11 protein-coding genes are annotated in these 13,145 nt (G+C 71.1%); 2 read left to right on the forward strand and 9 right to left on the reverse strand.

Going from position 1 to position 13,145, the window contains the following annotated elements; genetic code table 11:
• Window positions 1–35: 35 nt before the first annotated feature.
• Window positions 36–593: a dTDP-4-dehydrorhamnose 3,5-epimerase gene (gene rfbC, locus AB0J97_RS40520; RefSeq protein ID WP_357692303.1), complete on the forward strand. Its 558-nt coding sequence runs from the start codon at window positions 36–38 to the stop codon at window positions 591–593.
• A complete protein-coding gene (locus tag AB0J97_RS40525) occupies window positions 587–1,417 on the forward strand; it encodes a glycosyltransferase (protein ID WP_357692305.1) in 831 nt (276 codons plus the stop codon). Before rfbC ends, AB0J97_RS40525 begins: the two co-directional genes overlap by 7 nt.
• Here the strand turns inward: AB0J97_RS40525 and AB0J97_RS40530 are convergent.
• The 9 genes from AB0J97_RS40530 to AB0J97_RS40570 all read right to left on the reverse strand — a co-directional run bounded on the left by AB0J97_RS40530 (window position 1,414) and on the right by AB0J97_RS40570 (window position 13,111).
• Complete coding sequence (locus tag AB0J97_RS40530) at window positions 1,414–5,226, reverse strand: LamG-like jellyroll fold domain-containing protein (RefSeq protein WP_364099335.1); 3,813 nt, start codon at window positions 5,224–5,226, stop codon at window positions 1,414–1,416. The two genes, AB0J97_RS40525 and AB0J97_RS40530, sit on opposite strands and share 4 nt — an antisense overlap.
• A 69-nt stretch (window positions 5,227–5,295) precedes the next feature.
• On the reverse strand, window positions 5,296–6,411 hold the full coding sequence (locus tag AB0J97_RS40535; RefSeq protein ID WP_364099338.1) for a hypothetical protein: 1,116 nt from the start codon (window positions 6,409–6,411) through the stop codon (window positions 5,296–5,298).
• Entirely contained in the window at window positions 6,408–7,178 is a 771-nt protein-coding gene (locus tag AB0J97_RS40540) for a WecB/TagA/CpsF family glycosyltransferase (RefSeq protein ID WP_357692311.1), read from the reverse strand. Before AB0J97_RS40540 ends, AB0J97_RS40535 begins: the two co-directional genes overlap by 4 nt.
• 52 nt (window positions 7,179–7,230) lie before the next feature.
• Window positions 7,231–8,190, reverse strand: coding sequence for an endonuclease/exonuclease/phosphatase family protein (locus tag AB0J97_RS40545; protein WP_364099342.1), 960 nt, complete (start codon window positions 8,188–8,190; stop codon window positions 7,231–7,233).
• Window positions 8,175–9,026, reverse strand: coding sequence for a dTDP-4-dehydrorhamnose reductase (gene rfbD / locus AB0J97_RS40550; protein WP_364099345.1), 852 nt, complete (start codon window positions 9,024–9,026; stop codon window positions 8,175–8,177). The genes AB0J97_RS40545 and rfbD overlap by 16 nt, the downstream gene beginning before the upstream one ends.
• Before the next feature lie 13 nt (window positions 9,027–9,039).
• The gene (rfbB, locus tag AB0J97_RS40555; RefSeq protein ID WP_364099348.1) at window positions 9,040–9,969 is read right to left on the reverse strand and encodes a dTDP-glucose 4,6-dehydratase; all 930 of its coding nucleotides are present in this window, start codon (window positions 9,967–9,969) and stop codon (window positions 9,040–9,042) included.
• The gene (locus AB0J97_RS40560; protein ID WP_364099351.1) at window positions 9,966–11,033 is read right to left on the reverse strand and encodes a glucose-1-phosphate thymidylyltransferase; all 1,068 of its coding nucleotides are present in this window, start codon (window positions 11,031–11,033) and stop codon (window positions 9,966–9,968) included. Before AB0J97_RS40560 ends, rfbB begins: the two co-directional genes overlap by 4 nt.
• Window positions 11,034–11,035: 2 nt before the next feature.
• Window positions 11,036–12,490, reverse strand: a complete 1,455-nt coding sequence (locus tag AB0J97_RS40565; RefSeq protein WP_364099354.1) for a sugar transferase — start codon at window positions 12,488–12,490, stop codon at window positions 11,036–11,038.
• Window positions 12,491–12,760: 270 nt separating this feature from the next.
• Window positions 12,761–13,111 carry a hypothetical protein gene (locus tag AB0J97_RS40570; protein ID WP_357692323.1) on the reverse strand — a complete coding sequence of 117 codons (351 nt, stop codon included), beginning with the start codon at window positions 13,109–13,111 and terminating at the stop codon, window positions 12,761–12,763.
• Window positions 13,112–13,145 lie beyond the last annotated feature (34 nt).

Genomic DNA, 13,145 nt, shown 5'->3' on the forward strand with positions numbered 1-13,145 from the left:
TCGGGTGGGCGGCAATGAGTGTTACAAGTGTCTTCATGAAACGCCTGAGCATCGATGGAGCATTGCTCTACACCCCCCGCATCCACAGCGATCCCCGGGGCGTTTTCCTGGAAAGCTTCCGCGCCGCCGACCTTCGGGAGGCGACGGGGCGCTCGATCGAGCTGGCCCAGGTCAACTGCTCGGTCTCCAGCCGCGGCGTGCTGCGCGGCATCCACTTCGCCGACGTGCCGCCCGGCCAGGCCAAATACGTCATGTGCCTGGCGGGCGAGGCCCTGGACGTCGTCGTGGACGTCCGGGTGGGCTCGCCGACGTACGGGCGGTGGGAGGCGGTGCGGCTGGACGACGTCTCGCGCCAGGGCATCTTCCTGACCGAGGGGTTGGGCCATGGCTTCATGGCCCTCAGCGAGTCGGCCACGGTCGTCTACCTCTGCTCCTCCCCGTACGACCCGGCGCACGAGCACGGCATCCACCCGCTCGACCCCGACCTGGCCATCGAGTGGCCGATCGACGTGGAGCCGGTCCTGTCGGCGAAGGACGCCGCCGCCCCCACGCTCAAGCAGGCCCGCGACGCGGGGATCCTCCCGTCGTGGTGAGCGTCGTGATCCCGGCCCACAACGAGGCCAAGGTGCTCGGCCGCCTGCTGGACGGCCTGCTCGGCGAGGCGGCGCCCGGCGAGTTCGACGTGGTGGTCGTGGCCAACGGCTGCACCGACGGCACGGCCGACGTGGCGCGTCCGTACGACGTGCGGGTGCTGACCACGCCCGTCCCGTCCAAGAGCGCGGCGCTGCGCATGGGCGACCAGGCGGCCCGCGGCTACCCCCGCCTGTACGTCGACGCCGACGTCGAGCTCAGCACCGCCTCCGCCCGCGCCCTGGCGGCCGTGCTGAGCGCGCCGGACGGGCCGCTCGCCGCCGGGCCGGAGCGGGACCTGAGGCTGGCCGGCAGCCCGTGGCCGGTGCGCGCCTACTACGCCATCTGGACGCGGCTGCCGCACGTCCGCGCCGGACTGTTCGCCCGGGGCGTGATCGCGGTGAACGGCGTGGGCAACGAGCGCCTGCGCGCGCTGCCGCCCGTGATGGCCGACGACCTGACCGCGTCTCTGGCGTTCGCACCCGACGAACGCGTGATCGTCGGCACGGCCCGCGCGGTGATCCATCCGCCGCGCACGGTCGCCGACCTGCTGCGCCGCCGGGTCCGGGCGATGACCAGCGTCACCGAGCTGGAACGGACCTCGGCCACCGCCGGCGAGCGCACCGGGCCGCGCGACCTGGCGGCCATCGTGGCGAAGGAGCCGCGCCTGGCGGGCGCGGCCGTGGTCTTCGCCGCGATGGCCGTGCTGGCCAGGCGGCGGGCCGCCCGCGCGATCCGCGCGGGCGACTACACCACCTGGCTGCGCGACGAGAGCAGCCGGGGCTAACTGACCGGCGTGTTCATGTCGGTGGTGATCTGAGCGGCGGTGAGCGCCTTGTTGTAGACCCGCACCTCGTCGATCAGACCGCTGAAGTACTCGCCCGAACCGCTGTTCCCGCCGATCCGCAACGGGCTCGTCCCGGTGCGCAGGTTGCCGACCGTCGGGTTGGCCGCCACCTGCGTGCCGTTGACGAACATCCGCAACGTCGAACCGTCGTACGTCGCCGCCACATGACTCCAGGTGTTCAACGGCAGATTGCCCGCCGCCGGTGCATTCGCCCCCGAGGACGTGTAGACGAACGCCGCCGGGCCGCTGCCGCCACTCCCCATGATCGCGTACGCCAGATCAGCCCCGAACTCCTTCATCAACACCGTCCGCCACCCCGTCACACTCGACGGACGCACCCACGCCTCCAACGTCATCCCGTTCGTCAGACGCAACGAACTCGAATCGGCCACCGTCACCCAGCTCGACGTGCCGTCGAACGACAACGCCTGGCCGTACTTGCCGGCCGTCCAGGTCGCCGCGGTGAGGGTGCCGTTGTTGCCGTTGCCGGAGGCGTCGGCGACGACCGTCCCGGTGCCCGCGTTCATGCCGTACGCCGCCACCAGCCCGCTGACCGTGGGCGGCGGGGTGACCACCGCCGACGCCTCGTCGGACGGCGGCCCTGTGTTGCTGGAGCCGTCGAAGGCCACGACGCGGTAGTAATACGTGCCCGCCGCGACCCCCGAGTCCATGAACGACGTGCTCGCGGTCGAGCCCACCTGGTTGGCCCCGGACGGCGTGAACCCGGCGGTCGCCGACCGGTGAACGGTGTACCCGGTGACGGCCACGTTGTCGGTCGAGGCCGTCCAGGTGAGCTGGGCGCTGCCCTGACCGCCGGTCGCGGCCAGCGAGCCGGGCGCGGTGGGCGGCTGCGTGTCGGGCGGTCCCTGCTGCCCGACGGGGGTGTTCATGTCGGTGGTGATCTGAGCGGCGGTGAGCGCCTTGTTGTAGACCCGCACCTCGTCGATCAGACCGCTGAAGTACTCGCCCGAACCGCTGTTCCCGCCGATCCGCAACGGGCTCGTCCCGGTGCGCAGGTTGCCGACCGTCGGGTTGGCCGCTACCTGCGTGCCGTTGACGAACATCCGCAACGTCGAACCGTCGTACGTCGCCGCCACATGACTCCAGGTGTTCAACGGCAGATTGCCCGCCGCCGGAGCATTCGCCCCCGAGGACGTGTAGACGAACGCCGCCGGGCCGCTGCCGCCGCTCCCCATGATCGCGTACGCCAGATCAGCCCCGAACTCCTTCATCAACACCGTCCGCCACCCCGTCACACTCGACGGACGCACCCACGCCTCCAACGTCATCCCGTTCGTCAGACGCAACGAACTCGAATCGGCCACCGTCACCCAGCTCGACGTGCCGTCGAACGACAACGCCTGGCCGTACTTGCCGGTCAGGGACCACGCCGTGTTCGCGGCCGTGCCGTTGTTGCCCTTGCCCGAGGCGTCGGCGACCGCCGTGCCGGCGCCCGCGTCCATGCCGTACGCCGCCACCAGGCCGTCCGGCACCTGGGACTGCTGGTAGGTCGCGGTGTAGGTCGCCGCGCCGGCCGGCGCCGTGACGTTGTGCGTGGCCGCGCCGCCGTCGGACCAGGAGGTGAGCGTGTAACTGGAGCCGCCGGAGCTCTGCGGCGAGGGCGCGGAGACCGAGTTGTGGGAGCCGACGATCACCGTCCTGGTGAAGGGGGCGACGGTCTGCTCGCTGTTGAAGCCGAGTTGCAACCCGGCGGGCACGGTCTGGAAGGTCAGGTTCACCGTCTTCGGCTGCAGCAGCACGCTCTTGGTGTCGGTCAGGCCGTGCGCGTCGGTCACGGTCAACCGGAGTTCCAGGTGCGACGGGTATTCGTGGTCCGGCGGCGCGAAGGAGCCACCGGTGCCGGTGAAGGTGGTGATCTCGTGCTCGTGGCAGGTGCCGGGGCAGTGATGCATGATCAGCTTCCACTGCATCCGCGAGCCGGGGATCGTGCCGTCCTGGGCGTCGGTGCCGGTGCCGGAGAACGTGATCGTGTCACCGACGGCCCACGTCAGCGAGGGCGACGGGGAGTTGATCGTCGCCGTGGGGGCCGTGTTGTTCACGTTGATCGTGACGGTCGCGGTCCCCTGGCCGCCTCGCCCGTCGTCGGCCCGGAGCTTCACCACGTAGGAGCCGGGTTGCGCGTAGGTGTGGGACGGCGTGGCCGAGGTGGAGTCGTCGTAGTCGCCGTCGCCGTCCAGGTCCCAGCGGAAGGTGAGCGGGTCGCCGTCGGCGTCGGCGGATCCGGCGGAGGTGAAGTTCACCGTGAGCGGCGCGTTGCCCGAGGTCGCGCTGGCGCCGATGACGGCGGTCGGCGGGATGTTGTTGTACAGGTATCGGATGATCTGCCCGTTGGTGTAGTCGACCGCGAACAGGTCGCCGCCGGGGCCGGTCTGCACCTCCACGGCGGGCATGCCGGAGTCGAACGTGGTCACCGTCGCCGGGTCGGGCAGGCCGTTCGCGCCCTTGGTCATGACCCAGACGCACGACCTGCTGAAGTCGGAGAAGAACAGCGCGCCGTCGTAGGCGGCCGGGTAGGAGCCGCCCTCGTAGAACGCGACGCCGCTGGAGGACGATCCGCCTGACGGGCACGGGTCGTTCGGCGCGGGCTTGGAGGCGTGGTTCCAGGCGAAGTACGGCTGCGTCACCGCCGCCGGGCCCGCCGCGTACAGGTTCTCGCAGAGGGTCAGGTTCAGGTTGTCGTAGCCGCCCTGCCGGGCCGGGCCCTCGTAGCAGGGCCAGCCGAAGTTGCTGACCGGGCCGGTCGGAGAGGTGATGCGGTTGATCTCCTCGTAGGTGTTCCAGCCGACCTCGCCGGCCCAGATCTCGTTCGTGCCGGGCCGTACGGTGATGCGGAACGGGTTGCGCTGGCCGTAGGCGATGATCCGGGCCGCGTTGGGGTCGCTGCTCCCCGCGTTCGGGTTGCCGGGGGCGGCGGCGCCGGTGTCGGGGTCGATCCTGATGATGCTGCCGTTGAGGCCCGCCGGGTCGCCGCCGGTGCGCAGGTCCTGCGAGCGCAGCGCGCCGCCCTCGGCGGCCGGCGGGCTGAGCGCGGTGCCGACGGGCGAGGGCGGGTCACCGCACGGGTTGTCCGGGGTGACGTCGGAGCTGGTCAGGTTGTCCTGGCCGTAGTCGGCGAAGTTGAAGCTGGCGCCGTCGCCGCCGCTGGCGTAGAGCATGCCGTCGGGGCCGAACGCCAGGTCGCCGACGGAGTGGCTGGGGTGCTGCTGGCACCAGTCGGTGATCAGCGGGGTCTCGGCCACCGAGCCGCCCGAGGGCGTCAGCACGGACAACCGCCCGGTGATCAGGCAGCCGTCACCCGTCGCGCCGGGCGGGGTCGGGCACGGGTCGGCGCTCGCGCCCGCGGTGCCCCAGCGCGGCGCGCTGCCGCCGGGCACCGCGTCGTAGGAGTACAGCACGTAGATGCGCGGGTCGGCCGGGAAGTCCGGGTGCAGGGCCAGGCCGAGGAGCCCGCGGTCCCAGAAGTTGTGCACCTGCGTGCGCAGGTCGGCGTAGATCGCCGGTGTGCTGTCGGTGAGGGAGTCGAAGACCTTGATCAGGCCGCTCTTCTCGGCGACGAACACCCGGCCGTCGGAGGCGAACTCGATGTTGGTCGGATTGGTCAGCCCGCTGAAGACCACCTGTCTCTGGAAGCTGCTCGGCAGTGCCTGCGCGGGCGGTGGCGCGACGATGGCCAGCCCGGTCGTGATCAGCAGGACGGAAAGGAGCGCATGGCGAAGCCGCCGTAACACGGGAACCCCCTTGAAACGGAAATATCCCCCGAGCCCTGAATCGATCTATCGCACCGATTCAGGGCCAAGTCACGCGCTTTGTCCGCAACTGGCCAGCCACGCGTACAGCAGCCACCCCAGCTCGTACGGCCGGCACTCCCGGTCCACGGCGACCGGCGGGTAGACCCGGTCCAGCACGCCGAGCCGCGACCCCCTGTGCACGCCCGTCGCCATCGCCCGCAGCCCGCGCACCAGCTTGCGGGGGTCGTCCCTGGCCTCCTTGCGCCAGGTCAGCGCCAGATCGTCGAGCACGAACGAGGGCCGCTCGATCATCCAGTCGAGCCCCTTGGAGATCTCCGCCACGTACGCCGTGCCACCCGCGTCGGCCAGGTCCAGCAGCGCCATCGGCCCCATGGAGAGCTGGTGGACGCTGTAGACGGGGAACCCCTCGACCACCGAGCCGGTACGGGCGTCGTAGTGCCACCACCACTCGCCCCGCGGCCCCTGGGCCCGGCAGATGCCCGCGGCCACCTGCTCGGCGGCCCGCAGCGCCTCGGCGTCGCCGGTGGCCGCGTGCAGCCTGGCCAGCGCCTGGAGCGGGTAGACCTGGTCGGCGAAGCACCCCACGTGGGCGCGGTAGCGGGGCACCAGCGGGCCCCGGCCGAGCGCGTGCGGGTAGAGCCGGTTGCCGGCCAGCCCGCCGAGCAGCCGTTCGCGGGCCCGTTCGGCGCGGCCGTCGCGCACCCCGGCCGCGACCAGGGCGGCCAGCACCCACGCCGCCTCGACGGTGTAGATCTGCTCGCCCGCGTCCAGCTCGGCGAGACGGCTCAGGGCCTGGTCGAGGTCGGCGTGCCCGCTCTCGGCCGCCGCCCAGCAGATCAGCGCGGCGTCACCGGCGCCGGTCACCTCGGGGAGCCGCTTGACCAGGTTCCCCACCAGATCGAGGACGTCGTCACCGGCCAGCGCCGCCCGCTGCCGGGACTCCTCCATGGTGGCCACGCCGAGCGCGACGATCGCGGAGTAGCGGATGCTGCGCCCCTCCGGCACGGCCGTCCAGGTGCCGTCGGCCTGCTGCCGGCCCCGGCGGGTGAAGACGAAGCCGCCGTCGCGGTATCCGGGGGGCAGGCCGCGTACCGACAGGTCCAGCATGTCCCGCACGAAGTCCTGGTGGCCGGAGCTCAGCAGAGCGATCCGGTGATCCGTCACGTCGTCTCCTCGATCCTGCGTCTGACACCGGCCCACTCCCTGATCACCAGGAGCAGGAATCTGCCGTTGGTGCGCACGTAGCGCGGCCCGAGCCGCAACGGCTCCTGAAGCATGCGGTAGAGCCATTCCAGCCCTAATCGCTGCCAGCGCAGCGGCGCCCTCCGGGTGCGCCCGGCCAGCACGTCGAACGAGCCGCCCACGCCGTGGATGATCCGCGCGCCGGTGCGCTCCCCCCACTCGCGGATGAAGATCTCCTTCTTCGGCGAGGTGATGCCCAGGAACAGCAGGTCGGCCCGCGAGGCGGCGATCTCGGCGGCGACCTCGCCCGACTCCTCCGGCGCGAAGTAGCCGTCGCGGGAGCCGGCGACGGCCAGGCCCGGGTAGCGGGCGCGCACCTCGTCCAGCACCCCGGCCAGCACCTCGGCGGTCGCGCCGAGGAAGTAGGCCCGGTAGCCGCGCCGGGCGCCCTCGGCCATCAGCTCGGTGAACAGGTCGATGCCCGCCACCCGCTCGGGGAGGCGGTGGCCGAGCACCCGCGCGGCCCAGACCACCGACTGCCCGTCGGCCAGCACGAGGTCGCTGTCCAGCACCGACTGGCGCAGGGCGGCGTCCGCGCGCATGTTGACGACCTTGGCGGCGTTCACCACGCCGATGGTCAGCCTGCCGTCCGCCGCGACGGCCGCCACGCAACGGTCGATCACCTGGCTCATGGTGAGGGCGTCCAGCACGGTGCCGAACACCGTCTTCCTCTCCGGCAACCTCGTCATCCGTCCCCCTGGGTGTCCATGACATATCGGTCTCAGCTCCGGAAACGTCACATCAAGGAAGGACCAGCTCGGTGAGCGTCGCCCGGTGGTCGGTCCTCGGCACCCGCAGGGTCTGGAAGCTCCGGATCGCGATCCGCCGGTCGGCCAGCACGTGGTCGATGGCCACCTTCGGGAACAGCCGCGGCTGCTCGTAGTAGGGCCACGTCATGGAGAGCCCCTTCCCGGTGACGTCGGCTGCGTCCCGGTAGCCTGTGGCGATCAGGTCGCGCAGCACCGCGTGGTCGAGGGTGGAGTTGAAGTCCCCGGCCAGGATCCGCAAGGGCGCCGCGGCGGGCGGCAGCGCCCGGATGCTGGACGCCCAGCACGCCGTCCGCCAGCCCTCCGAGGGCGCGCACGCGTGCACCGCGACGATCTCGGCCTCCCGCCCGCCCGGCAGCGTGACGACGGCGGGCAGGTGGCGCGGGCTCTCCTCGAAGGGCGGCGCCGCGATCGGCAGGTCCGCCGCCCGCAGCGGGTAACGCGAGTAGATCGCCGCCCCCGACGAGTCCTCCCCCGGCAGCACGATCCGGTACGGCAGCAGCCGCGCCAGCCCCAGCTCCTCCACCCGCTCCCGCATCAGGCCGGTGAACTCCAGCAGGTTCAGCACGTCCGGCCGCTCGCGCTGGACCGTCTCCACCAGCACCGGCGGCAGCACGGAGGAGTGCAGCAGGTTGACCGCCATCACCCGCAGCACCGGCCCGGCGGCCGGCGGGTTGCCCTCGGGCACCGCGCGCGGCACGACGGCCACCGCGAACGCGCACGTCACGGCGAGCGCGGCGGCGATCAGCGGCCAGGAGCGCAGGTGGAACGCGAAGCCCAGCGGCACCACCGAGAGCGCCGCCGCGTACGGCGTGAACGACACGAGCTGCGACCACAGGAACTTCGGCTCCCACCCGGACAGCCGCAGCCCCGCCCACCCCGCCAGGCCCGCCACCATGAGCCACAGCACCGCGCCGCCTACGCGACGCCGCACCGGCGCCCGTGCGTCAGCGCCGGCCAGGCCGCGCGCAGCGCCTGGTCCCAGTCCCGGATCGGCTCTCCCCTGGTGTGCGCGAGCACGCTGTTGGCCGGACGCCGGGCCGGCCGGGGGAAGCCCGCCGAGCTCACCGGGCGCACCCGCTCCGGGTCCAGGCCGAGCAGCGTGAAGATCTCCTTGGCCAGGCCGCACCATGTCGTCTCCCCGGAGCTGGTGCCGTGGTAGACGCCCGGCAGCAGCTCGGACTGCGCCAGCCGTACCAGGTAGTCGGCCAGGTCGGCGGTCCACGTCGGCTGGCCGCGCTGGTCGTCGACCACGTCCACGGTGTCGCGCTCGGCCGCCAGCCTGATCATGGTGCGCACGAAGTTGGGGCCGGCCGCGCCGTACAGCCAGGCGCTGCGCACCACGTGGTGCCCGTGCTCCAGCGCCGCCCGCTCACCGGCGAGCTTGGTCCTGCCGTACGCGTTCACCGGCGCGGTCGGCGCGTCCTCCGGGTATGGCGCCGGCGCGGTTCCGTCGAAGACGTAGTCGGTGGACACGTGCACGAGCCGCGCCCCGGCCCGCGCGCAGCTCTCCGCCAGCCAGCCCACCGCGTGCCCGTTGATCTCCAGCGCCTCGGCCTCGTGGGTCTCGGCGTCGTCCACGGCGGTCCAGGCGGCGCAGTTGACCACCACTCCGGGCCGGTAGGCGGTGACGAAGTCGCGGACGGAGCGCCGGTCGCACAGGTCGAGCTCGGAACGGCCGAGCGCGAGCACCGGATCGCCGGTCCGCGCCGCCCGTTCGAGCACGTCGGCGGCCAGCATGCCGCCGCCGCCCGTGACGAGCCACCTCATGACAGACCTCCGGTCACGAGGGCCACCAGTCGCGGTGGTCGGCGTACCAGCGGACGGTGTCCTTCAGCCCCTGGTCGAACGGGATCTCCGGGCGGTAGCCGAGCTTGCGCAGCTTGGCGTCGTCCAGGGAGTACCTGCGGTCGTGGCCCTTGCGGTCCTCGACGTAGCGCACCGAGTCCCAGTCGCGGCCGCAGGCTTCGAGCAGGCGGGCGGTCAGCTCCTTGTTCGTCAGCTCGGCGGTGCCGGCGATGTGGTAGACCTCGCCGGGCTCGCCCTTCTCGGCGACCAGGCGGATTCCGGCGCAGTGGTCCTCGGCGTGGATCCAGTCACGCACGTTGCCGCCGTCGCCGTACAGCGGGACCTGGCGGCCGCGCAGCAGGTTCGTGACGAACAGCGGGATCAGCTTCTCGGGGTACTGCCGGGGGCCGTAGTTGTTGCCGCAGCGGGTGATCGACACGTCCAGGCCGTAGGTGATCGCGTACGAGCGGGCGATCAGGTCGCCGCCCGCCTTGCTGGCCGCGTACGGCGAACGCGGGCGCACCGGCGCGGACTCGTCCCAGGAGCCGATGTCGATCGACCCGTAGACCTCGTCCGTCGAGACCTGGACGACCTTCGGCGTGCCCGCCTCCAGGCACGCCTGGAGCAGCGTCTGGGTGCCGAGCACGTTGGTCCGCATGAACTCGGCGGCGGCGCCCTCGATCGACCGGTCGACGTGGGACTCGGCGGCGAAGTTCACCACCAGGTCATGACCCGGGACGACCTCGCGCAGCAACTCCGCGTCGCAGATGTCGCCGTGGACGAACTCGTGGCGCACGCCTTCGAGGTTGGCGCGGTTCCCGGCGTAGGTGAGCTTGTCGAGGACGGTCACGTACGCGTCGTGCAGCCCCCGGACGAAGTGGGAGCCGATGAACCCCGCGCCGCCCGTCACCAGAACTCTTGTCATGTAGTGATCTGTACCTTGCTGTGATCGCCCAGCACGAGACGGTGGGCTCTGGGCGTGTTGGGCGCTCGGGTGACCTCGACGTCGTGGCCGATCAGGGACGCCTCGATCCGGCCCACGCCGTCGATGGACGCCCGAGGCAGCAGGATCGAGTATTCGATCTCGCTGCCGGTGACCACGCACGACGCGCCGACCGAGGTGAACGGCCCGACGTAGCTGTCCTGGATGCGCGCACCCCGGCCGATGATCGCCGGGCCGACCACGCGGGAGCGCTCGACCACCGCCTCCGGCTCGACCACCACCCGGCCGATCAGCTCGCTGGCCTCGTCGACCCGCCCGCGCACGCCGGGCTCGACCGACTCCAGGACCAGCCGGTTGACCTCCAGCATGTCGGTGACGTTGCCGGTGTCCTTCCAGTATCCCGAGATCACCGACGACTCCACGCGCAGCCCGGCCTCGATCAGCCACTGGATCGCGTCGGTGATCTCCAGCTCGCCCCGCCACGACGGCTTGAGCTCGGCGACGGCGGCGTGGATCGCCGGGCTGAACAGGTAGACGCCGACCAGCGCCAGATCGCTCTTGGGGCTGGCCGGCTTCTCCTCCAGGCCGACCACGCGGCCCTCCGCGTCCAGCTCGGCGACCCCGAACTGGCCGGGGTCGCCGACTCTGGTCAGCATGATCTGCGCGGCGGGCCGTTCTCTGGTGAACCTGTCCACCAGGTCGTTGATGCCCCCGACGACGAAGTTGTCGCCCAGGTACATCACGAAGTCGTCGTCGCCCAGGTACTCGCGGGCGATCAGCACGCCGTGCGCCAGCCCGAGCGGCGCCTCCTGGCGGAGGTAGGTCACCTGCAGCCCGAACGCCGAGCCGTCCCCGACGGCCGACTCGATCTCCGCCTGCGTGTCCCCGACCACCAGGCCGAGCTCCCTGATCCCGGCCGCCGCGATGGCCTCCAGCCCGTAGAACAGGACCGGCTTGTTGGCGACGGGGACCAGCTGCTTGGCCGAGGTGTGCGTGATGGGCCGGAGCCGTGTGCCCGACCCCCCGGCGAGCACGAGTGCCTTCACTGCTAGTAAGCCCCTTCTCCACGGGTGACGACGGACCAGGTCTTCCACAGGATCTGCAGGTCGAGCAGGAGCGACCAGTTCTCCACGTAACGCAGGTCGAGCCGTACGGACTCCTCCCACGTCAGGTCGGAACGGCCGCTGACCTGCCAGAGGCCGGTCATGCCGGGCTTGACCACCAGGCGGCGGCGCACGTCGGCGCCGTACCTGGCGACCTCCTCCGGCAGCGGCGGTCGGGGGCCGACGAGGGACATCTCACCACGGATCACATTGAGCAACTGCGGCAGCTCGTCCAGGGAGTAGCGGCGCAGGAAGGCGCCCACCCGGGTGATCCTTGGATCGTTCCTCATCTTGAACAGCACCCCGTCGAACTCGTTCGCCTCAAGAAGCTGGTGCTTGAGCCGTTCCGCGTCGACCACCATCGTGCGGAACTTCACCACCCGGAACTCCCTGCCACCCCTGCCCACCCTGGTCTGGTGGAACAGCGCGGGACCCTGGCTGGTCAGCCTGATCACCAGGGCGAGCGCCAGCAGCGGCAGCGCGAGCACCAGCAGGGCCGCGCCGGCCACCATGCGGTCGAAGACCGACTTCGCGAACTGCCGCGTGCCGTCGAACTCCGGGTGCTCCACGTGCAGCAGCGGCATCCCGGCCACCGGCCTGATGCTGATGCGCGGGCCGGCGACGTCCATGAGCGCGGGCGCGACGAACAGGTCCGTACGCGCCGTCTCCAGGCTCCAGGCCAGCCGGCGCAGCGCCGCCCCGTCCAGCTCGGGACAGGCCAGGACGGCCACCGCGTCGGCCCGCGAGTGGGCCACGACCTCGGCGACGTCGCCGAAGGAGCCCATCACGGGGATGCCGTCGAGGTCGACGTCCAGCGTGTCGTGCGGCAGGCAGGCCCCGACGACCTGCATGCCGTGGTGCGGCTGGCGGCGGAACTGCACGACGAGGTCGAGGATCGACTCCCGGTGCCCGACCGCGATCACCTGCCGCATGTACTCGCCGATCGCCCGCCTGCGATGCAGCCGCTTGCGCATGCGGTAGCGGAAGTAGAGCGTGGCGATCAGCACCAGCGGCAGCATCGCCATGACGAAGCTGCGCGCGATGGCCGTCTGCGTGGCGTAGGCCAGGACGGCCGTGGTGGCCATCAGCCCGATCCCGCCGGTGAAGACGGCCTTGAACTCCTCCGGGCCCTCGCCGTTGGCGCGCTGGCGGTACGCGCCTCCCATCTTGAGCGCTGCCGGCCACGCGACGAGCAGGCCGAGCCCGAGCACGTACTCGGCGATCGGCACGTACACGCCGGAGGCCAGGCGTACGCCCAGCACGCACACGCACGCGAGCAGCGCGCAGGCCGTGTCTCCGCCTAACAGGAGCCGCAGGTACGCCCGGGTCCAGATGCTGGACTCAAGGCGTGGCGCGGCCTTGAGGAGCACAGCAGTGGACTCCCCAGTCCCCACCCTCATAGCACCACCCTGTGATAACTGCTTTCACCGCGATAACAGGACGTTCCTTGTGCCACATAGGTTGACAATGACCCATGCGTTATCAAGGGCGGCGGCCCCCACTAAAGAGTAAAGATCGATTCCAACCTGGGGAATAACGGGAAATGTCCACAATCGGACGTCGATCTAGGGGTTTCGGGGGTTGACGGAACGATCCAAAAGTGCAGCACGCAGGCGAGGAAATGTGATGTTTATGGCGACATTTCGCCAGGTAACAGGCTAGCGAACGCGCTAGTCGTACTCCAGATCCGGCAATGCGGACGGCGGATCAGGGCTGCGCCACACGACCACAACCCCGTCACGCGCGGAATCGGCGGCCAGGTTCAGCCGGTCGAGATCGAAATCGGGCAAATAGCGTAGACGGGCGAGAAAGGTGGCATCAGTCGCGGAACGCGGCACCACGCAGCCTTCGCCCTCACGATCGAGCAGGATGAAGAGAACGTCTTCCCCGGATTCGGTGGCGACCCGGACCTCCGCAACGTCCTCCCACGCAAGGGCCTCGACGCTGCCGTCGGCGTAGTGACGGGTGACGCCCTCTTCGGTGACATATACGTAGGAGTCCGGCATCGGGTTGCCGTGCATGGCCGCGATTCTTGCGAGTTCCGGGCTTGTCCCG

The organism is Nonomuraea sp. NPDC049607, assembly GCF_040675375.1.
Taxonomy (GTDB): Bacteria; Actinomycetota; Actinomycetes; order Streptosporangiales; family Streptosporangiaceae; genus Nonomuraea.